The organism is Pedococcus dokdonensis, from assembly GCF_900104525.1.
In the GTDB taxonomy this organism is placed as follows: domain Bacteria; phylum Actinomycetota; class Actinomycetes; order Actinomycetales; family Dermatophilaceae; genus Pedococcus; species Pedococcus dokdonensis.
On the sequence record NZ_LT629711.1, the window covers coordinates 653,219 to 673,701 of the forward strand.

Consider the following 20,483-nt stretch of genomic DNA (forward strand, 5'->3'; position numbering starts at 1 on the left):
CGACACACGCAGCCTGGGGACGCCGGACCATCGCGGTCCGGCGCCCCTGTCGTAGGTTGGGCCGGTGTTCTCCTGGCGCCAACAGACCGGTCGAGTGTCCTGGGCCTTCACCGACCGCGAGGGTGGTCGCAGCGTCGGCGAGTTCGACTCGTTCAACCTGGGCGGACACGTCGGGGACGACCCCGAGGCGGTCGAGGCGAACCGCGGCGCCCTGGCCGCCGCAGTGGACGTGCCGCGCGACCACCTCCTGTTCATGCAGCAGTGCCATGGCGCCGACGTCGTGGTGGTCGATGGTCCGTGGGCGCCGGCTGGGCCGCCACCCGCGGACGGTGTCGTGACCGCCACCCCCGGACTGGCCTTGGCCGTGCTGGTCGCCGACTGCACTCCCGTCCTGCTGGCCGACGTCGCGGCGGGTGTCGTCGGCGCGGTGCACGCGGGGCGGCCCGGCATGACCACCGGGATCATCGACGTCGCGGTGGCCAGGATGCGCGAGCTCGGGGCGCGGGAGCTCGCCGCCGTGGTGGGGCCGTCCATCTGCGCGCGGTGCTACGAGGTGCCCGAGGAGCTGCGGGCGGCTGCCGCCGCGGTGGCGCCGGAGTCGTCGGCACGGTCGTGGACCGGCACCCCGGCGATCGACGTCGCCGCCGGCGTCGTCGCGCAGCTGGCCGCGAATGACGTTGCCGTGCACTGGGTTCCGGGCTGTTCTCGGGAGGACGACCGACTGTTCTCCTACCGGCGCGACGGCCGCACCGGACGGTATGCCGGTGTCGTCCTGGCGGGTGCGTCGTGAGCGTCGGGGCGAGCCGCGACGGCCGCCGCGAGGAGCTGGAGCGCCGCCTCGCCAGCGTGCGTGACCGCATCGCCGCCGCGTGCGAGAGCGCGGGACGCAACCCCTCGGAGGTCTCGCTGGTGGCGGTGACGAAGTTCTTCCCGGCCAGCGACGTCGACCTGCTGATGGAGCTCGGAGTCACGGCGATCGGCGAGAACCGCGACCAGGAGGCCTCGGCGAAGGTGGCCGAGCTGCGGGACCGGGCCGGGCTCGAGGTGCACTTCATCGGCCAGCTCCAGAGCAACAAGGTCGGCTCGGTGGTGCGGTATGCCGACGTGGTGCAGTCCGTCGACCGGCCGAAGCTGGTCACGGCGCTCGAGCGGACGGCGGCCTCGCACGGCGTGAGGCCCGGGGTCCTGGTCCAGGTGTCGCTCGACGAGCCGCCTGACCGCGGCGGCGTCGAGCCCGGGGGAGCGGCTGCGCTCGCCGACCTGGTGGCCGAGTGCGAGCACCTCGACCTGCGGGGGGTGATGGCCGTGGCGCCCCTCGGCGGTGACCCGCACCTGGCCTTCGCCCGGCTCCGGGAGGTGGCCCGCGGCATACAGGAGAGGCATCCGACGGCGACCTGGGTGTCGGCGGGCATGAGCGGTGACCTCGAGGCGGCGGTCGCGCACGGCGCGACACACCTGCGTGTCGGGAGCGCAATCCTCGGTTCACGACAGTCACACCGGTAACTTCAGTCCCGAAGTGGACGGTCTGGCACCAGACACCCGCCAGTCACACTGGCACTGACACACACGCACTGAAACCAGAGGGAGCTCGCACATGGCTGGGGCGCTGCGCAAGACGATGGTGTACCTCGGGCTCGCCGAGGACGACGAGCGCTACGACGGGTACGACGACTACGACTACGACGAGCCCGCCCGCCAGGAGGCACCGGCGGAGCGATCGGCCGCCGTGACGCCGCTCCCGCAGCGCACCCCCGTCGCCCGAGTGGTCCGCGACGTGGAGGTGGGTGCCCTCAACCGGATCACCACCATCCACCCGCGCACCTACAACGAGGCCAAGAACATCGGCGAGAGCTTCCGCGACGGGACGCCGGTCATCATGAACCTCTCCGACATGGACGACTCCGACGCCAAGCGCCTCGTCGACTTCGCCGCCGGTCTCGTCTTCGGCCTGCACGGCCAGATCGAGCGGGTCACCTCCAAGGTGTTCCTGCTCTCGCCCTCCCACGTCGAGGTGTCCGCCGAGGAGGGCCCCGCCGCTCCGACCTCGGCGCGAGCCCTTTTCAACCAGAGCTGACCCCACTCCACAGCGCGGCCCGGCCCCCGGCACAGCCACCGCCCAGCGCGCCATGACAGGGTGAGCCCATGCAGCTGTTGGGTCAGAATCCCGTCGCGAGCGTCGTCCGCTTCGCCGTCTTCCTCTTCTTCGTCATCCTGCTCGGCCGCCTGGTCCTCGACTGGGTCCAGGCGTTCGCCCGGGAATGGCGGCCGCGTGGCGCCCTGCTGGTGGTCGCGGAGGTGCTCTACACGATCACGGACCCGCCCCTGAAGGCGCTGTGCCGGGTCATCCCGCCGCTGACGCTCGGAGCCCTGCGCCTCGACCTCGCGTTCCTGGTCCTGTTCTTCGGGACCTCTCTGCTGATGAGCATCCTCTAGGAGTGCCGGCATCCTCTAGGCTGGCCGTTGACCCAGCCTTTGCACGAGACTCTGGGATGCTTGACCCGCATCGCTGTTCGACCTGCACTGCTCATGCCAGCCAACCGAGGTGACTACATGACGCTCACGCCCGAGGACGTCCTCAACAAGAACTTCACGCCGACCCAGTTCAGGCGTGGCTACGACGAGCGGGAGGTCGACGACTTCCTCGACGAGGTCGTGGCCGAGATGCGCCGCATCGTCAAGGAGGGTGACGACCTCCGCGACCAGCTGAACGAGTGCCGCCAGACCAAGGGCATGCCGACGGTCGCCAAGAGCGACCCCAACGCTGCCGCCACCAAGGCCGCGGACGCCAAGGCGGCCCAGGAGGCCGAGGCCAAGGCGCAGCGCGAGGCGCAGGACCGGCTCGCCGCGATCGCCGCCCAGGTGGACGAAGCGGAGAAGGCGGCGCAGGAGCGGATCGCGGCAGCGAACGCCAAGGCCGAGGAGGCAGAGAAGACCGCGCAGGCGCGGGCCGACGAGGCCGAGCAGTCCGCCCAGGGTCGGATCTCCGACACCGAGAAGGGCGCGCAGGAACGCGCGAAGGCGGTCGAGGCGCGGGCCAAGGAGGCCGAGGAGCGCGCCGCCCTCGCGGAGCAGCGGCTGACCGAGGCGCAGCAGCAGGCCGAGGACGTGCAGCGGCAGGTGGCGGAGGCGCGTCAGCAGGCCGAGCAGCATGCGGCAGCCGCCCAGGCCGCCCAGGAGCAGGCAGCTGCAGCCCAGGCCGCCCAGGAGCAGGCCACCGAGGCGGCCCGGACGGCCCAGGAGCAGGCGGCCCAGCACCAGGCGGCGCAGCAGGCGGCCCCGGCCGAGCAGGCGGCGGCGCCGGCCGCGGCCCTCGGAGCCGCGGCGGCCGGCGGTGGCGCCAGCGCGGCGGCCCTGCTCGAGATGGCTCAGCGGCTGCACGACGAGCACGTCGGCCAGGGTGAGTCGACCCGCGACCGCCTCATCTCCGAGGCGCAGGCTCGCCACGACGAGCTGGTGGGCGAGGGGCAGAGCAAGCACGACGAGCTGCTCTCGGTCGGCCAGCAGCGCCACGACGAGCTGATCGCCACCGGCCAGAACCGGCACGACGAGCTGGTCAACGAGGCGACCACGAAGCACGAGCAGATGATCACCGAGGCGCGGGAGCGCTCGACCGGGATGGTCCACGAGGCGCAGCAGAAGAAGGCGCAGATCCTCGAGGAGCTGGCGCGCGAGCGGAACCTGCTCGAGAAGAAGATCGACGAGCTGCGCACCTTCGAGCGCGACTACCGCGCGCGGCTCAAGAACTACATCGAGGAGCAGCTGGCCGACCTCGAGCAGACCGGGATCGAGCCGTCCGAGGGTGGCGACGACCACGGTCAGGACGAGGGCGAGCAGCACTCCGACCAGTAGTCCCCTCGGCCGGACCTGGCAGGAGCATCACGAAGGACGCCCACCGCACTGCGGTGGGCGTCCTTCGTCCGTCCCGGAACCCGTCCTGCTGCAACGGATTCGGCACCGATGGTGTTTTGACGTTGAGTACACGGCGTCCAGCGCTTATCCTCGCCGCACCTGTGAGCGCTCGTCTGGGAGCGCCATGCGACCGAGGGGCCGGGCACACACCATGGTTCAAAAGGCGAGAGCCGCGACGAAGTCTGCACCGGCGAAGAAGGCCGCGCCCGCGAAGAAGGCGGTGCCCGCGAAGAAGGCGGTGCCCGCGAAGAAGGCGGCTCCGGCGAAGAAGGCGGCTCCGGCGAAGAAGGCGGCTCCGGCGAAGAAGGCGGCGCCCGCGAAGAAGGCGGCGCCCGCGAAGAAGGCGGCGCCCGCGAAGAAGGCGGCGCCCGCGAAGAAGGCGGCGCCCGCGAAGAAGGCTGCGCCCGCGAAGAAGGCTGCGCCCGCGAAGAAGGCTGCGCCCGCGAAGAAGGCTGCGCCCGCGAAGAAGGCTGCGCCCGCGAAGAAGGCTGCGCCCGCGAAGAAGGCTGCGCCCGCGAAGAAGGCTGCGCCCGCGAAGAAGGCCGCGCCCGCGAAGAAGGCCGCGCCCGCGAAGAAGGCCGCGCCCGCGAAGAAGGCCGCGCCCGCCAAGAAGGCCGCGCCCGCCAAGAAGACCAGCGCCGCCACCAGGACGGCCCCGCGCTCCTTGCGGGTGCGCGACGACGAGTCGCCGTGGACCGCCAAGGAGCTCCGCGAGATCCGCGCCGAGATCGAGTCCGACGTGGAGCACCTGCGCCAGGAGATCTCGGTGGCCGAGGCCGATCTGGTCGGGCTGATGCGCGACGCCGGTGACGGTGCCGGCGACGACCAGGCGGATGCCGGGGCCAAGACCTTCGAGCGCGAGCAGGAGATCTCGCTGGCCAACAACGCCCGCGAGATGCTCGACCAGAACCTGCACGCCCTCGAGCGCCTCGACGACGGCAGCTACGGCATCTGCGAGTCCTGCGGCAACCCGATCGGCAAACTTCGCCTTCAGGCCGCTCCTCGTGCGACCCTATGCGTGACATGCAAGACGAAGCAGGAGCGCCGCTGATCGCGGCCGACGAGACCCCCGCCGACCCCCGACCCGCACGCGAGCGCCGCGCCCTCTTCGCGCTCATGGTGGGCGCTGCTGTCGTCGCCTACGCCCTCGACCAGGCCACCAAGGCCTGGGCGCTGGCGTCCCTCGAGGTCGGTTCGCCGGTCAACGTGGTCAGCGACCTGATTCGGCTCAACCTGATCCGCAACGCGGGTGCCGCCTTCTCGATCGGCGACAACGCCACCTGGGTGCTGACCGTGATCGCGTTCGGGGTGCTCGCCGTGATCATCCGGACGGCCCGGCGGATCGGCAGCCGTGGGTGGGCCTGGGCGCTGGGGTTGTTGCTGGGCGGTTCGCTCGGCAACCTCACCGACCGGATGACACGCGAGCCCGGACCGGGCCGGGGGCACGTGGTCGACTTCATCGACTACTTCGGCCTCTTCATCGGCAACGTCGCGGACATCGCGATCGTCGGCGCGGCCCTGCTGATCGCCCTGCTGGCGTTGCGCGGGATCGGTGTCGACGGGCGGCGCCCCCACCACGGACGGCACGAGGCCGCCGAATGAGCGACTCCCTGACCAGCGCCCGCACTCTGTTCGTCCCGGACGGGCTCGAGGGCGAGCGGGTCGATGCCGCCCTTGCCCGCCTGTTCGGTGTCTCTCGCACCAAGGCCGCCGACCTCGCCACGGCCGGCGACGTCCAGGTCAACCACAAGCCGGCCGGCAAGTCCGACCGGGTCAGCGCGGGTGACCTCCTCGAGGTCGCGCTGCCGGCCAGTGAGCAGAGCCCCACGCTCAAGGTGATTGCCGAGCCGGTGCCGGGCATGACGATCATCCACGACGACGACGACCTCGTCGTGGTCGACAAGCCGGTGGGGGTCGCCGCCCACCCGAGCGTCGGCTGGACCGGCCCGACGGTCGTGGGCGGGCTGGCCGCGGCCGGCTACCGCATCGCCACCAGTGGGGCGAGCGAACGCCAGGGCATCGTGTCCCGACTCGATGTCGGCACCAGCGGCCTGATGGTCGTCGCGAAGTCGGAGTACGCCTACAGCGTGCTCAAGCAGGCGTTCCGCAGCCGCAGCGTCGACAAGAAGTACCACGCCCTCGTCCAGGGCCTGCCCGACCCGGTCGTCGGCACCATCGACGCACCGATCGGCCGGCACCCCAACCATGACTACAAGTTCGCGGTGATGGAGAAGGGCAAGCCCAGCGTCACCCACTACGAGGTGATCGAGGCCTTCCGGGCCGCCTCCCTGCTCGACATCCACCTCGAGACCGGCCGCACGCACCAGATCCGGGTGCACTTCTCCGCGCTGCACCACCCGTGCGCGGGCGACCTCACGTATGGCGCCGACCCCAGGCTCGCGGCGCGGCTCGGGCTCGAGCGGCAGTGGCTGCACGCCGTCGGGCTCGGCTTCGACCACCCGGGCACCGGCAAGTACGTCACCTTCGAGAGCCCCTACCCGGCCGACCTCGCGCAGGCGCTCGACCGCCTCTGACCGTCGCTGGGACTGCGCCGCGAGTGCGATCACTGAGACCCTGAGTCGTGCGGCTCGGGTCGACCGGTGGCAAGAAGTCCGGGAGTGATGTCAACCCCGGAGGGCCCCTCGCGCGATCTCAGTCTGTGAATGACGTGAGTGGCGAGGTCGCCCAGCGCCGCAGCGGGTTGTCGGACCCGTTCGTGCGCGGAGGGGCCGTGGGCTACGAGGACTTCTACCGCAGGGAGGTCACCGGGCTGGTGGCGCTTGCGCGTGGCCTCTGCCCGCCGGCGATCGCCGAGGACATCGCGCAGGAGGCCATGCTCGTGGCGTACCGACGGTGGCCGTACGTCCGGGACCTGGAGCACCCCGAGGCGTGGGTGCGCCGGACCTGCGCCAACATGGCCGTCTCGCAGTTTCGCCGACGGCTGGCCGAGCTCCGGGCCCTGAGTCGCACGAGGTCGGCTGCTGCAACGGCCACCGGCCCCGAATACGAGGCCTTCTGGGCCCTGGTCCGCACCCTGCCGAGGCGGCAGGCGCAGGTGGTGGCCCTGCACTACCTCTACGACCTCTCCGTGGCCGACGTCGCCGCCACTCTCGAGGTGTCGGAGGGTTCGGTGAAGGTCCACCTGAGCCGGGCGCGCGAGTCGCTGTCGCGGCGGCTGGGTCCGGCAGGGGAGGAGCGGTGATGTCCGTCGACGACCTGGCCCGGACGGCTGCCCAGCAGCTCCGCGCAGCCACTGAGAAGGAGGTCGAACCCATGGCCATGCTGACCGAGCTGCACCACACGAGGTCCCGCCGCAGGATGACGGTCGGTGCGAGCACGCTGATCCTCGCCGTGGCCGTCATCACGGCCGTGGCCTTCTGGGGCCCCGGCCGCGAGAAGGCGCAGCTGCCCGCCGGGACTCCCAGCACCGCTCCCACAGCTCGTGGCGAGGTGCTGCTCCTCCAGACCGGGGGCACAGGCCGGACCCAGGCGTATGGCGGCACGATCGAGCACGTCCCCGTCTCGGGGACGTCGGGGCTGCTCTCCCTGAGCTTCGCACCGGATGGCCAGTCGCTGGCCTACGTGTGGTCGCCGGGTCCCAGGCCCGGTGGGGGACGGTTCAACGGCGAGGTTCGGGTGCTCGACCAGCAGTCGGGCGCGGACCGGGCCCTCGGCCCCTGCCGTTTCCCGTGTCCCGTGACGTGGTCGCCGGACGGCCGGGGCGTGCTCACCTCGGGCGGGGGTGGCCTGCGCCGGTACGACGTCTCGACGGGAAGCTGGACGCAGGTGGCGGTCCCGTCCGGGTGGGTCGTGGACGGGCTGGACGTCAGCGGTGCCGGGAGGGTCGCGATCTCCGGCTCCGTCGAAGGTCAGCCGGCCCTGATGGCGGTCGACCTCGACGGCCGGTCGCCAGAGGTCGTGGCGCGACCCGGCGCGAAGGCGTGGGTGACCGAGCCGCGCTGGTCGCCGGACGGGAGGACGCTGGCCTACGTGCACCGCGCGGCGGCGTTCGACGACATGACCGCCGACGCCGACATCTCGCTCCGGACGGTGTCCTCGGACGGTTCCGGCGACCGTGTGGTCGCCACGCTCGGGCACTGCGTGTGCGGTGGCGTGCTCCCCGGGATGGACTGGTCCCCGGACGGGCACCTCGCCGTCGCCATGTCGGCCGAGCCCTTCCAGGTGTTCACGGTCACCCTGGACGGCACGATGACCGACATCGGGCACCCCGGCGGCGGACCGGTGGCGTGGCGGCCCGCCGGGTGAGGCCGCTGACCGCCCGGACGTGCCCGGGCAGGTGAAGCAGGGTCGGTGTGTCGCGTGGCCAACGGGCCGCGCGGCATACCGTCGGCGTCGCTTCGTTGAGGCGGCGGAAACCCGCCGCGACACGGCTCCCGACACGCCGAGGGGGCGTCGGTGGCGAGGCTTAGGATCGTCCCGATGTCCTCCTCCGCCGCCTCCAGCACGAGCTCCCAGTCCCCGCGTGGTTCGAACAGCACCGACTCGTTCGTCCACCTGCACGTGCACACCGAGTACTCCATGCTCGACGGTGCGGCGCGGATCGGTGACCTGTTCACCAAGGCCGCCGAGATGGGGATGCCGGCGCTCGCGACGACCGACCACGGCTACGTCTTCGGCGCCTACGAGTTCTGGAAGAAGGCGCAGGGCACGGGGGTCAAGCCGATCATCGGCGTGGAGGCCTACGTCACCCCCGGCACGCACCGGACCGACAAGACCCGGGTCAAGTGGGGTGAGGACCACCAGTCCGGTGACGACGTCTCCGGCTCGGGCGCCTACACCCACATGACGCTCCTGGCCCGCAACAACAACGGTCTGCACAACCTGTTCCGGCTCGACTCGCAGGCCAGCCTCGACCAGGTCTACGCGAAGTGGCCCCGCATCGACCGCGAGCTGCTGGGCCAGTACGGCCAGGGGCTGATCGGCACCACGGGCTGCCCCTCGGGCGAGGTGCAGACCCGGCTGCGGCTCGGCCAGTACCGCGAGGCGCTGCAGGCGGCCTCGGACTTCCGCGACATCTTCGGCAAGGACTACTACTTCGCCGAGCTGATGGACCACGGCCTCGACATCGAGCGACGGGTCCAGAAGGACCTGCTGCGGCTGGCCCGCGAGCTCGGCCTCCCGCTGGTCGCGACCAACGACCTGCACTACACGACCCAGGACGACGCGAAGGCGCACTCGGCGCTGCTGTGCGTGCAGTCCGGCTCGACCCTGATGGACCCCAACCGGTTCAAGTTCGATGCCGACGACTTCTACCTCAAGAGCCCGGCCGAGATGCGGCACACCTGGCGCGAGCTGCCGGAGGCCTGTGACAACACGCTGCTGATCGCCGAGATGTGCGACATCTCGTTCACCGAGGACGAGGGCCGCTACATGCCGCGGTTCCCCTGCCCGCCGGGGGAGAACGAGGAGTCCTGGTTCGTCAAGGAGGTCCAGCGGGGTCTGGCCGAGCGGTTCCCGGGCGGGATCCCCGACTACGCCACCCAGCAGGCCAGGTTCGAGACCGACGTCATCGTCTCCAAGGGCTACGCCGGCTACTTCCTCGTCGTCTCCGACTTCATCAACTGGGCCAAGGAGAACCGCATCCGGGTCGGGCCGGGCCGTGGCTCGGGGGCCGGGTCGATGTGTGCCTACGCGATGAAGATCACCGACCTCGACCCGATCCCGCACGGCCTGATCTTCGAGCGGTTCCTCAACCCCGAGCGTCCCTCGCTGCCCGACTTCGACGTCGACTTCGACGAGCGCCGGCGGGGCGAGGTGATCAAGTACGTCACCGACAAGTACGGCGCCGACCGGGTCGCGCAGATCGTCACCTACGGCACGATCAAGGCCAAGCAGGCCGTCAAGGACGCCGCCCGGGTGATGGGCCACCCGTTCGTCGTGGGGGAGCAGCTCACCAAGGCGATGCCGCCCGACGTCATGGGCAAGGGCGTGCCGCTCAGCGAGATCTACAACAAGGAGCACAAGCGCTACAACGAGGGTGGCGACTTCCGGGCCCTGGTCGAGACCGAGCCGCACTTCAAGGAGATCGTCGACACCGCGCTCGGCCTCGAGGGGCTGAAGCGCCAGTGGGGCGTGCACGCGGCCGGTGTCATCATGTCGAGTGAGCCGTTGATCGACGTCATCCCGATCATGCGCCGGCTCCAGGACGGTCAGGTCATCACCCAGTTCGACTACCCGAGCTGCGAGGCGCTCGGCCTGGTCAAGATGGACTTCCTCGGCCTGCGCAACCTCACCATCCTCGACGACGCCATCGACAACGTGCAGGCCAACCGCGGCGAGGACATCGACCTCGACGCGCTGTCCAAGGACATGACCGACAAGGCGACCTTCGACCTGCTGGCCCGCGGTGACACCCTCGGGGTGTTCCAGCTCGACGGTGGCGGCATGCGCACCCTGCTCAAGCTCATGCAGCCCGACAACTTCGAGGACATCTCGGCGGCTCTCGCCCTCTACCGACCCGGGCCGATGGGTGTCAACGCGCACACCAACTTCGCCCTGCGCAAGAACGGCAAGCAGGAGCTCACCCCGCTCGACCCGCAGCTGGCCGGCAAGCTCCAGCAGGAGATGATCGACGCGCTCGACCCGATCCTCGGCACCACCTACGGCCTGGTGATCTACCAGGAGCAGGTGATGGAGATCGCCCAGAAGCTCGCGGGCTACACCCTCGGCAACGCCGACCTGCTGCGCCGGGCGATGGGCAAGAAGAAGAAGGAGGTCCTCGACGCCGAGTACGTCCCCTTCTCCGAGGGGATGAAGGCCAAGGGCTTCAACGAGGCGTCGATCGCGGCCCTGTGGGGCGTGCTGGTGCCGTTCTCCGACTACGCGTTCAACAAGGCGCACACCGCGGCCTACGGGTTGGTCTCCTACTGGACCGGCTACCTCAAGGCCAACTACCCGGCCGAGTACATGGCGGCGCTGCTGACCAGCGTCGGCGACGACAAGGACAAGTCGGCGCTCTACCTCGGCGAGTGCCGGCGGATGGGCATCAAGGTGCTGCCCCCGACGTCAACGACTCGGTGGCCCGGTTCGCGGCCGTGGGCACCGACATCCGGTTCGGCATGCAGGCGATCCGCAACGTCGGCCACAACGTCGTCGAGGCGATCGTGGCCGCCCGCGAGGAGAAGGGCCGGTTCACCTCGTTCAAGGACTTCCTCTCGAAGTGCCCGGCCGTCGTCTGCAACAAGCGCACCATCGAGTCGCTGATCAAGGCCGGCGCGTTCGACGGCCTGCAGGAGTCGCGCCAGGGTCTCTACCGCGTCCACGAGGACTACGTCGACAACTTCGTCGACATCAAGCGCCAGGAGGCGATCGGTCAGGACTCGCTGTTCGGCTCGTTCGGCGACGAGACCGCGGGGGAGTCGGTCGACTTCTCGGTGCTGCCGAGCATCCCGGGCGTCGAGTGGGACAAGAAGACGCTGCTGCAGTTCGAGCGCGAGATGCTCGGGCTCTACGTCTCCGACCACCCGCTCTTCGGTATCGAGCACGTGCTGAGCTCGCACGCCGACACCTCGATCGCGAGCCTGATGGGGGAGGACGGCAAGCCCGAGGGTGCCAACGTCACCATCGCGGGGCTGATCACCGGGCTGCAGGTCAAGCGCACCAAGAAGGGCGACCTCTGGGCGATCGTCACGGTGGAGGACCTCGAGGGTGCCATCGAGTGCCTGTTCTTCCCCAGTGCCTACCTGACCGTCCAGCACGCACTGACGCACGACGCGGTCGTCGTGGTCAAGGGCCGGGTCAACCGGCGTGACGACACCCCGACGATCTTCGCGTCCGACCTCACGCTGCCCGACATCTCCGAGGGGCCGCGCGGGCCGGTCGTCGTCACCATCGACACCAACCGCGCCACCCAGACCAAGGTCGAGGAGCTCAAGTCCGTGCTCTCCTCGCACCCGGGGTCGACCGAGGTGCACGTGCGGCTCAGCCAGCCCGGGCGGTCGGTGCTGATGCGGCTGGAGGACTCCTACCGGGTGAACGCCACCGAGGCGCTGTTCGGTGACCTCAAGGTGATCCTCGGCCCGCGCTGCCTGGCCGGCTGACCCACCACGTAGGGTGCGACCGTGACCACGCCCGAGGCAAACCTGCCCACCCCGCCGCGGGTGGAGCACCGCGACAGCACCCGCGAGCACCACGGCGACGTCGTGGTCGACCCGTTCGAGTGGTTGCGCGACAAGGACGACCCTGCGGTGCGGGCCCACCTCGAGGCCGAGAACGCCTACGCCGAGGCGGTGACGGCCGACCTGCAACCGTTGCGCGACGCCGTCTTCGAGGAGATCCGGTCCCGGACCCAGGAAACCGACCTGTCGGTGCCGGTGGCGAGCGGACCCTGGTGGTACTACTCCCGCAGCTTCGAGGGAAAGCAGTACTCGGTCGAGTGCCGCACGGCCCGGGTGGAGGGGGCGCCGCGCCCGATGCCCGCGCCGGACGTGCCCATCGAGGGGGAGCAGGTCCTGCTCGACGCCAACGCGGAGGCGGACGGCCACGAGTTCTTCTCCCTCGGCGCCCTGACCGTCAGCCCCGACCACCAGTGGCTCGCGTATGCCGTCGACACGGAGGGCGACGAGCGGTTCTCGTTGCGGGTCAAGGACCTGCGCACCGGCGAGCTCGTCGACACCGCGGTCGACCGCATCGGCTACGGCTGCGTGTTCTCCCTCGACGGCCGGTTCGTGTTCTACACCCGGGTCGACGAGACCTGGCGTCCCCACCAGGTCTGGCGGCACGAGGTGGGCGCCCCCACGGAGGACGACGTCCTCGTCCACCAGGAGGACGACGAGCGGTTCTGGATGGGGGTCGGGTCGTCACGCGACGACCGCTGGATCATGATCGGACTGGGCTCGAAGACCACCTCGGAGGTGCGGCTCCTCGACGCCGGCGACCCGACCGGTGAGTTCCGTGTCGTCGCCCCGCGGCGTGAGGGTGTCGAGTACGACGTCGAGCCCGCCGGTGACCGGCTGCTGATCGTGCACAACGCCGACTCGATCGACTCCGACCTGGCCTGGGCGCCGATCGACGCCACGTCCGCCGACCAGTGGCAGCCGATGATGCGCTCCCAACCGGGCGAGCGGTTCCAGGGCATCGACGCCTTCGACGACGTCGCCGTGCTCTCGTTGCGTCGTGAGGGGCTGACCGCCCTGCGGGTGATCCAGCGCGCACCCGGGGAGCCCAGTGGTTTCGGGGAGCACCACGACCTGCGGTTCGACGAACCCGTCTACTCGGTCGGGCTGGGCGACAACCCCGAGAGTGCCACCACGAGGTTGCAGGTGGTCTTCGAGTCGCTGGTCACGCCCAAGACGGTGTTCGACTACGACGTGACGACGCGCGGTTTCGAGCTGCTCAAGCGCCAGCCCGTGCTGGGTGGCTACGACCCGGCACAGTACGAACAGCGCCGTGAGTGGGCGACCGCCGCCGACGGCACCCGGATCCCGATGTCGCTGGTCTTCCCGGTGGGGTCGCAGCCCGACGGCAGCCACCCCGGCCTGCTGTCCGCCTACGGCTCCTACGAGATCTCCTCCGACCCCTACTTCTCGGTCGCCCGGCTCTCGCTGCTCGAGCGCGGCTTCGTCTACGCCATCGCCCACGTCCGTGGCGGCGGCGAGATGGGCCGGTCCTGGTACGACAACGGCAAGCTGGCGTCCAAGACCAACACCTTCACCGACTTCGTCACGTGTGCTGCCCACCTCGTCGACAGCGGCTGGGTGGCCCCGGATCGCCTGGTGGCAGAAGGCGGTTCGGCTGGTGGCCTGCTGATCGGCGCTGCCGTCAACCTGGCCCCGGAGCGGTTCCGGGCCGTGCACGCGGCCGTGCCCTTCGTCGATGCCCTCACCACCATCCTCGACCCGAGCCTGCCGCTGACCGTGGTGGAGTGGGAGGAGTGGGGCAACCCACTCGAGGACGCCGAGGTCTACGCCTACATGAAGTCCTACTCGCCCTACGAGAACGTGCGCGACGCGGCATACCCAGCCGTGCTCGCCACCACCTCGCTCAACGACACTCGCGTGTTCTTCACCGAGCCCGCGAAGTGGGTCGCGCGCCTGCGCGAGCACACGACGAGCGACCCTGCGCAGCGCCCGGTGCTGCTGCGCACCGAGATGGTTGCGGGCCACGGCGGCAAGAGCGGACGGTATGACGCGTGGCGCCAGGTGGCGTGGGAGTGGGCCTTCCTGCTCGACCAGGCCGGCGCGCGGGACAAGGTCGCGGGAAAGGTCCCGGGGAAGATCTCTTCGGATTGAGTGACGTATGACCGCCTCGTACCAAGGGTCTGGGCCATACCCTTTGTCGTAGAGCGAGCGCTTTCGACAACGACGGCGGACAGAGGCGGACTGCGTGGGTGAAGCCCGGACGCGTGAGGCGCGGCGCCTCGCTGCGCACAGCGACTGGTCGGCGACGCCGCTCGGCCCCCGGGCGCTGTGGCCGCCCCAGCTCGAGGCCGCGTGGGAGATCGCGGTCGAGTGCCCGTTGCCGGTCGCGCTGTTGTGTGGGCGGGACTTCACGATGCTCTACAACGACGCCTTCCGTGACCTGCTGGGTGCCAAGCACCCGGCGGCCTTCGGCCAGTCGGCCCGCAAGGTGGTCGCAGAGGTGTGGGACGACCCGAAGGTGGGCGCGCTGTTCGAGCGCGCCTACGCCGAGGCGGAACCCTTCCTCGACGAGGGCGTCGAGCTGCGCCTCGAGCGCGGCCGGCGGGCGACGTCGAACGGTGCCTGGACCGCCGGCGGTGCTGATGACGACGTCGGCTACTACCTGCGCAGCGGCTCGCCCGTCCTGGGTGCGGACGGTGAGGTGCTGGCCGTCCTGCACGTGATCGTCGAGACCACCAGCGCGATCGGCCGGGCCCGCGCGGTCGCCAGGCTGGCCGCCTTGCTGGCGGTGGCGGTCACCGTCGACGACGTGTGCAAGGTGGTGCTGCGCCAGGCAATGGTGGCGTTCGACGGCTTGTCCGTCTCGATGTGCCTCCCGTCGCCATCGCCGTCGTCGTGGCGGATGGCGCGACGGCACCGCATCGAGCAGCTCTCGCCCGACGAGGAGCGGCTGCCCCTCATCTGGTCCGAGCTCGGCGAGGACATGGCGTCGATCATCGCCCAGGCCATCGCTCGGGGAGAGCCCTACCTCTCGGACAACGGCGAGGTCGTGGCGGTCCCGTTCCGGGCCGGCCGTGGCCAGGCGGCGCTGGTGATCCAGCGCGAGGCCGCGCCCGTGCCCCACGACGTGGTCGCGGTGATGGCGCCGTTCCGCGACCTGGTGGGTGACGCGCTCGGTCGGGCGGTCGTCTACGACGCCGAGCGCACCACGGCGGAGCTGCTGCAACGGACCCTGCTGCCGCCGAACCTGCCGCAGTCCGACGCCATCAGCATCGCGGCCCGCTACGAACCGGTCTCCGAGGGCACCGTCGCCGGGGGCGACTTCTACGACTCGTTCTTCCTGCCCGACGGTCGGCTGGCCTTCGTCATCGGCGACGTCGTGGGGCGGGGAGTCATGGCCGCCACGGTGATGGGACAGGTGCGCGCTGCCGTGCGGGGCGCGGCGCTCACCGACAGCGACCCCAGCTCGGTGATGGCTGCCCTCGACCGCGTGGTCTGGGACCTCGATGCGCTGTGGCCGGCGTCGATGCCGCTCGGCACGCAACGCGCCCGACCCGGGATGGCGTTCGGTGGTGAGCTGTTCGTCACGATGCTCTACGGAGCGGTCGACCCCGACAGTGGCGAGATGGTGCTGGCGAGCGCTGGTCATCCGTTGCCGGCACTGCTCTTCGGGCGGGCCTCACGCCAGGACGGTCGCCCGCGCGGCACCCTCGTCGAGATGCCCGTGGGCCCGCCCCTGGGCATCGAGGGCGTGCGCCCGGCCCACCACCTGAGCCTCGAGGTGGGCGACATGCTCGTCGGCTTCACCGACGGTTTGCTGGAACGTCGGGGGGAGGCCCTCGACCAGGGAGAGGCCCGGTTGCTCGAGATCCTTGCCGACCTGCCGCCGGGCAGCCCGCGCAGTGTGGCGCACCACATCATGGATGCGATGCTGCAGAGCTCCGGGCAGGAGGACGACTGCGCGGTCCTCGCGATCGGCCGCTCGCCCGCGGGGCACCGCCGCTCGGCCATCGTGGTGCCGCCCATGCCCGAGTCGGTGCGGGCCGCGCGCGACTGGGCGCGTGAGCAGCTGGCCGAGTGGGAGGTCGACGACGGCGACCAGCACACCATCGTCACCGGGATCTCCGAGCTGATCACCAACGCCGTGCTGCACGCCGGCACCGAGTCCCACCTCACGATGGACCTCGACACCGGGATCGTGGCGGTCACCGTCGCCGACAGCGGCAACCGTGGCGAGCCGCTGCTCACCGGGGCCGACACCATGGCGGTTCGCGGGCGCGGCCTGTCACTCGTGCGGGCCATCGCCGACGCGTTCGGCGCGCACCGCACGTCAGCCGGCACCACCGTGTGGTTCGAGGTCGTGGTGGAGGTCGCCGAGACGGGTGCGCCCGCGGGTGGCTGGACCACCTGAACCCGAGCCGATGCGCGCCAAGTGTCCGACTCGTGGTGGTTGGAACTGGTTGGTCCGCCGTGTCCGCTCAGCCGTTCGGCCATCCCTGGCCGACCAACGAATGAGACGTGCTGCTGCGGCGCGCCATCACCACGAACGGTCCGGCATCGTTCATGCTGCGCGTCAGAACGACGGCAACGACGCCGGTCGATCCAGTGGACGACCGGCCCGGGAACGGAAGGGCCGGATGGGTATGTGGCAGCAGCTGCTCGATCGCTTCGTCCCCCTGATGGACGGTGACGTCTCCGCCCTCGACCAGCGCGACGGTGTCGGCTCCACCGCCCTCACCGCGACGACCGGACCGACGGCCGAGGCGGCCAACGCTCCTGTGGCCGCTCCCTCGTCGCAGGCCTGACGCCGGCCCGTCAGACCTCGCTGCCTCGGCCCACCCGTCGACGGCACCGCCGTTGCGCGGTAGCCGTCCGCCCTGCAGGGTGGTGGGACCGCGGGCCATCCGGGCCCGCCGCGTCCCGGAGTGTGCGAGATGGGCTTCCTCGACCGACTGCTCGGCCGCGAGCCGTTGCAGACCCAGTCACCTGCCCACAGCGGGTATACCGCCGAGTCACCCCCGGCTCGACCGGCACCCGCCGCGCCCGCACCTGTCTCGTCCCCCGTGGCCGGTTCGCGGGCCCCGGCAGGTCAGCCGCCGGCATCCGAGGACGAGCGAGCGATTGCGCGCTACCGCTACCTGTTGCGCACCGCGCCGCCGGAGTCGTTGGAGCAGGTGCATGCCGAGGCGTTCGCCCGGCTGGCTCCCGAACAGCGGCAGCAGGTCCTGGCCGAGCTCTCGGCTGGCCTGCCGGCGGGCGAGGCGGCACCCACCGACGACCCGCAGTCGATGGCGCGGGCGGCCACCCGCGCCGAGCTGCGCCAGCCGGGCTACCTCGAGCAGGCCTTCAGCCGTGGTCGGTTCGCCGGCGGCGCAGGTGCCGGGGGGTTCGGCATGGGCGGGACGATCATGGGCTCGATGATGGGCACCATCGCCGGGGTCGTCATCGGGTCGGCCATCGCCGACGCGCTGTTCGACGGCTACGACAGCTCGCCGGAGGCCGCGGCTGCGGGTGACTCGACTGGTGACGCAGGTGGGGACTCCGGTGACGACGGCTCGGATGACGGCTCCGGAGCCGACGGGTCTGACGCGGGCGACGGCTCGGGCAACGACACCGCTGACGGAGGCTTCGACTCTGGTGGCTTCGACTCCGGCTTCGGCGGTGGCGACTTCGGCGGTGGGGACATGGGCGGTTTCTGAGCCACCCGGCATACCCACGGTGTCTGAGCCACCGGCGTACCCACCGGGGGAGGTGGAGCTCACCGGCGCCCACGCCACAGGACGACGGACAGCACGACCAGCCAGAGCGACCAGGCGAGGTAGCCGACGAAGTTGGTCAGCTCGGCGACCTCGAGACCCAGCTGGATGAGCACGCCCGTCGCGACCAGGACCGCGGCTGACGCGCCGAGCAGGCGCACCCGGCGCGGGAGCTGGCCGAGACCGCGGATGACCAGGAGCGTGAAGGTCGCCGTCAGCGCGTAGCCGACCGTCTCGCCGAGCGCTTCACCCAGCCAGGTGTGCAGCAGCTCGAACCGGTGCAGTGCGTCAGCGGCGCGGTCGGGACGCCGGGCGTCGGAGCTCAGCCCGGGCACGAAGAGCACCCACCTCGACAGGCCGACCACCTGCACGACCGCAGCGGCAACTCCGACGCCGGTGACCCACCGACCGAGCCGCCCGGCCACGAGCCGGCCCAGGGAGACCGCAGTGGGGGCGAGGAGGGCCGCGCTCACGGTCAGGACGAGGAACCACGCGCTGACCGTGGTGGGGTGCTCGCGGTAGCGGTCGAGAATGGTGGCCGTCGGCTCCTTGAGGATGTCGGGGTAGTCGAAGACCGAGCCGAGGGCGGTGAACCCGGCCGTGGCGAGCACTGCCGCGGAAGTCATCGAGACCGCAGCGACAATGCGGTGTCGGCTCCCGTCCGCACGGATCGGGGTGGGTGTGGCGCGGTGCGAGGTGCTCATCGGACGGGCTCCTTCGTGGTGGGTGCGGTGGCGGCGTACCGGGCAGAGGTCGCTGCCAAGGCGTCGGCCAACGGGGTGGCCTGCTGGCCGAGCGTGGTGACGAACTTGGTGTCGTCGACGACCCATGGGTCGGTGAACTGGTAGAGGGTGTGCAGGTACTCGCGCATGACCGGCTGAAAGAGCCCGATCAGGCGGAGGATGGTGGCGCCGGCCGCGAGCAGCCGTGGCCGGTGACCGGCGAGGCCGTAGACGGTGCGCACCACCTCGCGGGTCGTGGGTGCTCCGGAGACCGGGAGGTGCCACACCTCGCCCAGGGCGCGCGGGTCGGACCCGAGCGTGATGAGGGCGCGAGCGACGTCGGGGGTGTAGGAGTAGGAGTGCGGCTGGTCGGGGTCGCCCATTACCTGGGCGCGCTTCCCGGTGCGGGCGGTGCCGAAGACGGTCTCACCGAGGGCTGACCTCGTGGCTCCCGGTCCGAAGTAGTCCGAGGCGCGGCCGATGGCGACCCTGACGCGACCAGCCGCGTGCGCGGCCAACAGCTCGTCGGTCATCGCAGCCCGGGTGACGGCCTTGGCCGAGGTCGGGTTCGCAGGAAGGGTCTCGACGAGGCGGCGGCCTTGGGGCGGGCCGTAGGAGTAGAGGTTCTCCAGCACCACGAGGGTGGCCCCGGCGGCCTCGGCCCCTGCGACCACCCCGCGTTGGAGGGGCGGGAACTCCTCGGCCCATCGCTCGTAGCTGCCGGCGTTGAGGCAGAAGTAGACGACCTGCGCCCCTCGGCAGACGTCGATGGTGAACGCGGGGTCGGTGGCGTCGCCGCCCACGATGGTGGCGCCCTCGATGCGGCCCGCACCGGTGCGGTTCACGGCCACCACCTCGGCACCGTCGGTGACGAGCTGTTCCGTCAGCAGGCGGCCGATCTGACCGGTACCGAACACGACGTGGCGGCTCATGACCGGACCTGCTTCGAGGCGCGGCGCAACGTCACCGGCAGCAGGAGGGTGAGCGCGGCGACGACGACGGCACCGCTCGAGCCGAACACCGTGAAGCGGAGCCCGACCTCGACGCCCACGGCAGTCGTGATCGCCCAGCCGAGCGCCCATGCGCCGGCGAGCAACACCGGCCAGAGCAGCGTCAGGGGTCGCAGTCCAGACCGCCCCAGGACAGTCGCCTGGGCGAGTCCGACAGCTCCGCCGGTGACGGCGCCCTGGACCACGAGTGACCTGGCGTCGGTCGCGTACCCGACCACGGCTGCGCCGAGGACGAGCCCGGTGGCGAAGCCGGTCGCGGTGGCGCCGGCCCAGGGGACGGCTGGGAGCCGGACGTCCCTGACCGCCCATGCCTGCGCGATACCCAGGACGACGCCGTTGAGGAGGCCGCCGAGGAGTGCGGGGACCGGGGCGTCGACCGAGCCGACGAGAAGCCGCGCGGCGAGGCTGCCGAGAGGGAAGGCGGCGAACGTGACCATCCAGCGCGCGATGGAGCGCCACGGGATGGCGGTGGCCGCTGCGGCGGTCACCGGGGTGGACGTGCGGTCAGACATGGTCCCTCCTGGGGGATGGTGCGGGAGTTGGGGCGGTGCGGGACGGTTGGGTGGCGGGCTGGGTCGGCGCTGGCCGGGTGGGTGGCTGCTGCGATGCGAGCCAGGCGGCGAGGAGGCTGCCGGGGTGGTCGACGAGGTGGTCGCGCACGAGCGCCGCGACCCGGTCGTGGTCTCCGCCCAGGTGCGCCGCGGTGATCGCGACGAGTTGACGGTCGCGCGTGCTCCGGGCCAGCCGGGCGGCGGCCGCGAGCAGCTCGTCGGGCGTGCCGGCGGCCGGTCTGGTGAGCGCGGCGACGAGGAGGCTGACCGCGGTGGCCGCGCCCGACATACCCGCCAGTGCGTGGTGGACGGCTGGGAGGTCGCCCGCTACGAGGAGGCGGATGAGGGTGCCGTCGTCGGTGGCCATGCGACCACGGTCGCGCAGGGCGCTGACGACTCGCTGACGCCTACCGCCCGTGGCTGACGACAGCGCACC

At 71.2% G+C, this 20,483-nt stretch carries 19 protein-coding genes and 1 pseudogene; 15 read left to right on the forward strand and 5 right to left on the reverse strand.

Annotation, left to right across the window (positions count from 1 at the left end; genetic code table 11):
* The first annotated feature begins 64 nt into the window (after positions 1-64).
* The 5 genes from pgeF to BLQ34_RS03200 all read left to right on the forward strand — a co-directional run bounded on the left by pgeF (position 65) and on the right by BLQ34_RS03200 (position 3,849).
* Positions 65-790, forward strand: a complete 726-nt coding sequence (gene pgeF, locus BLQ34_RS03180) for a peptidoglycan editing factor PgeF (protein WP_091781405.1) — start codon at positions 65-67, stop codon at positions 788-790.
* On the forward strand, positions 787-1,503 hold the full coding sequence (locus BLQ34_RS03185) for a YggS family pyridoxal phosphate-dependent enzyme (protein ID WP_091781408.1): 717 nt from the start codon (positions 787-789) through the stop codon (positions 1,501-1,503). Before pgeF ends, BLQ34_RS03185 begins: the two co-directional genes overlap by 4 nt.
* Before the next feature lie 91 nt (positions 1,504-1,594).
* Positions 1,595-2,074: a cell division protein SepF gene (locus BLQ34_RS03190; RefSeq protein ID WP_091781411.1), complete on the forward strand. Its 480-nt coding sequence runs from the start codon at positions 1,595-1,597 to the stop codon at positions 2,072-2,074.
* A 68-nt stretch (positions 2,075-2,142) separates the two neighbouring features.
* A complete protein-coding gene (locus tag BLQ34_RS03195; RefSeq protein ID WP_091781414.1) occupies positions 2,143-2,433 on the forward strand; it encodes a YggT family protein in 291 nt (96 codons plus the stop codon).
* A gap of 117 nt (positions 2,434-2,550) precedes the next feature.
* Positions 2,551-3,849, forward strand: a complete 1,299-nt coding sequence (locus BLQ34_RS03200; protein WP_091789177.1) for a DivIVA domain-containing protein — start codon at positions 2,551-2,553, stop codon at positions 3,847-3,849.
* A gap of 216 nt (positions 3,850-4,065) precedes the next feature.
* Here BLQ34_RS03200 and BLQ34_RS19200 read toward each other — a convergent pair whose 3' ends face one another.
* On the reverse strand, positions 4,066-4,611 hold the full coding sequence (locus BLQ34_RS19200) for a hypothetical protein (RefSeq protein ID WP_231961421.1): 546 nt from the start codon (positions 4,609-4,611) through the stop codon (positions 4,066-4,068).
* Between BLQ34_RS19200 and BLQ34_RS19205 the strand changes: the two genes are divergently transcribed.
* The 10 genes and pseudogenes from BLQ34_RS19205 to BLQ34_RS03245 all read left to right on the forward strand — a co-directional run bounded on the left by BLQ34_RS19205 (position 4,580) and on the right by BLQ34_RS03245 (position 17,707).
* Positions 4,580-4,960: a TraR/DksA family transcriptional regulator gene (locus BLQ34_RS19205; RefSeq protein ID WP_231961422.1), complete on the forward strand. Its 381-nt coding sequence runs from the start codon at positions 4,580-4,582 to the stop codon at positions 4,958-4,960. The two genes, BLQ34_RS19200 and BLQ34_RS19205, sit on opposite strands and share 32 nt — an antisense overlap.
* Positions 4,933-5,511: a signal peptidase II gene (gene lspA / locus BLQ34_RS03210; protein WP_091781419.1), complete on the forward strand. Its 579-nt coding sequence runs from the start codon at positions 4,933-4,935 to the stop codon at positions 5,509-5,511. Before BLQ34_RS19205 ends, lspA begins: the two co-directional genes overlap by 28 nt.
* Complete coding sequence (locus BLQ34_RS03215) at positions 5,508-6,443, forward strand: RluA family pseudouridine synthase (protein ID WP_197674765.1); 936 nt, start codon at positions 5,508-5,510, stop codon at positions 6,441-6,443. The genes lspA and BLQ34_RS03215 overlap by 4 nt, the downstream gene beginning before the upstream one ends.
* A 134-nt stretch (positions 6,444-6,577) precedes the next feature.
* Positions 6,578-7,111: an RNA polymerase sigma factor gene (locus BLQ34_RS03220; protein WP_157692874.1), complete on the forward strand. Its 534-nt coding sequence runs from the start codon at positions 6,578-6,580 to the stop codon at positions 7,109-7,111.
* Positions 7,111-8,175, forward strand: a complete 1,065-nt coding sequence (locus tag BLQ34_RS03225; RefSeq protein WP_091781425.1) for a TolB family protein — start codon at positions 7,111-7,113, stop codon at positions 8,173-8,175. Before BLQ34_RS03220 ends, BLQ34_RS03225 begins: the two co-directional genes overlap by 1 nt.
* A gap of 273 nt (positions 8,176-8,448) precedes the next feature.
* Positions 8,449-11,969 (forward strand): annotated as a pseudogene (gene dnaE / locus BLQ34_RS03230) (DNA polymerase III subunit alpha).
* 21 nt (positions 11,970-11,990) lie between these two features.
* Entirely contained in the window at positions 11,991-14,159 is a 2,169-nt protein-coding gene (locus BLQ34_RS03235) for a S9 family peptidase (RefSeq protein ID WP_197674766.1), read from the forward strand.
* 94 nt (positions 14,160-14,253) lie between these two features.
* On the forward strand, positions 14,254-16,419 hold the full coding sequence (locus tag BLQ34_RS03240; RefSeq protein ID WP_091781428.1) for an ATP-binding SpoIIE family protein phosphatase: 2,166 nt from the start codon (positions 14,254-14,256) through the stop codon (positions 16,417-16,419).
* Positions 16,420-16,645: 226 nt separating this feature from the next.
* Positions 16,646-16,813: a hypothetical protein gene (locus BLQ34_RS18670; RefSeq protein ID WP_157692875.1), complete on the forward strand. Its 168-nt coding sequence runs from the start codon at positions 16,646-16,648 to the stop codon at positions 16,811-16,813.
* Between the two features lie 129 nt (positions 16,814-16,942).
* The gene (locus BLQ34_RS03245) at positions 16,943-17,707 is read left to right on the forward strand and encodes a hypothetical protein (protein ID WP_091781431.1); all 765 of its coding nucleotides are present in this window, start codon (positions 16,943-16,945) and stop codon (positions 17,705-17,707) included.
* A gap of 59 nt (positions 17,708-17,766) precedes the next feature.
* On the opposite strand, the gene BLQ34_RS03250 is transcribed toward BLQ34_RS03245, so the two are convergent.
* The 4 genes from BLQ34_RS03250 to BLQ34_RS18680 are packed head-to-tail and all read right to left on the reverse strand — an operon-like array spanning position 17,767 to position 20,414.
* On the reverse strand, positions 17,767-18,468 hold the full coding sequence (locus BLQ34_RS03250; protein WP_157692876.1) for a DUF4386 family protein: 702 nt from the start codon (positions 18,466-18,468) through the stop codon (positions 17,767-17,769).
* Positions 18,465-19,418 carry an NAD-dependent epimerase/dehydratase family protein gene (locus BLQ34_RS03255; RefSeq protein WP_157692877.1) on the reverse strand — a complete coding sequence of 318 codons (954 nt, stop codon included), beginning with the start codon at positions 19,416-19,418 and terminating at the stop codon, positions 18,465-18,467. The genes BLQ34_RS03250 and BLQ34_RS03255 overlap by 4 nt, the downstream gene beginning before the upstream one ends.
* Positions 19,415-20,008, reverse strand: coding sequence for a hypothetical protein (locus tag BLQ34_RS18675; protein WP_157692878.1), 594 nt, complete (start codon positions 20,006-20,008; stop codon positions 19,415-19,417). Before BLQ34_RS18675 ends, BLQ34_RS03255 begins: the two co-directional genes overlap by 4 nt.
* Complete coding sequence (locus BLQ34_RS18680; protein ID WP_157692879.1) at positions 20,001-20,414, reverse strand: hypothetical protein; 414 nt, start codon at positions 20,412-20,414, stop codon at positions 20,001-20,003. The genes BLQ34_RS18675 and BLQ34_RS18680 overlap by 8 nt, the downstream gene beginning before the upstream one ends.
* Positions 20,415-20,483: the final 69 nt, after the last annotated feature.

What these genes read in the sequence shown, in the direction of transcription:
- BLQ34_RS03245 (WP_091781431.1), top strand. Translation starts at nt 16,943, where the DNA reads ATGGGCTTCCTCGACCGACTGCTCGGCCGCGAGCCGTTGCAGACCCAG.
- BLQ34_RS18670 (WP_157692875.1), top strand. Translation starts at nt 16,646, where the DNA reads ATGGGTATGTGGCAGCAGCTGCTCGATCGCTTCGTCCCCCTGATGGAC.
- BLQ34_RS18675 (WP_157692878.1), bottom strand. Translation starts at nt 20,008, where the DNA reads ATGTCTGACCGCACGTCCACCCCGGTGACCGCCGCAGCGGCCACCGCC.
- BLQ34_RS03200 (WP_091789177.1), top strand. Translation starts at nt 2,551, where the DNA reads ATGACGCTCACGCCCGAGGACGTCCTCAACAAGAACTTCACGCCGACC.
- BLQ34_RS03250 (WP_157692876.1), bottom strand. Translation starts at nt 18,468, where the DNA reads ATGAGCACCTCGCACCGCGCCACACCCACCCCGATCCGTGCGGACGGG.
- BLQ34_RS03225 (WP_091781425.1), top strand. Translation starts at nt 7,111, where the DNA reads ATGTCCGTCGACGACCTGGCCCGGACGGCTGCCCAGCAGCTCCGCGCA.
- lspA (WP_091781419.1), top strand. Translation starts at nt 4,933, where the DNA reads ATGCAAGACGAAGCAGGAGCGCCGCTGATCGCGGCCGACGAGACCCCC.
- BLQ34_RS03215 (WP_197674765.1), top strand. Translation starts at nt 5,508, where the DNA reads ATGAGCGACTCCCTGACCAGCGCCCGCACTCTGTTCGTCCCGGACGGG.
- BLQ34_RS03255 (WP_157692877.1), bottom strand. Translation starts at nt 19,418, where the DNA reads ATGAGCCGCCACGTCGTGTTCGGTACCGGTCAGATCGGCCGCCTGCTG.
- BLQ34_RS03195 (WP_091781414.1), top strand. Translation starts at nt 2,143, where the DNA reads ATGCAGCTGTTGGGTCAGAATCCCGTCGCGAGCGTCGTCCGCTTCGCC.
- BLQ34_RS18680 (WP_157692879.1), bottom strand. Translation starts at nt 20,414, where the DNA reads ATGGCCACCGACGACGGCACCCTCATCCGCCTCCTCGTAGCGGGCGAC.
- BLQ34_RS03190 (WP_091781411.1), top strand. Translation starts at nt 1,595, where the DNA reads ATGGCTGGGGCGCTGCGCAAGACGATGGTGTACCTCGGGCTCGCCGAG.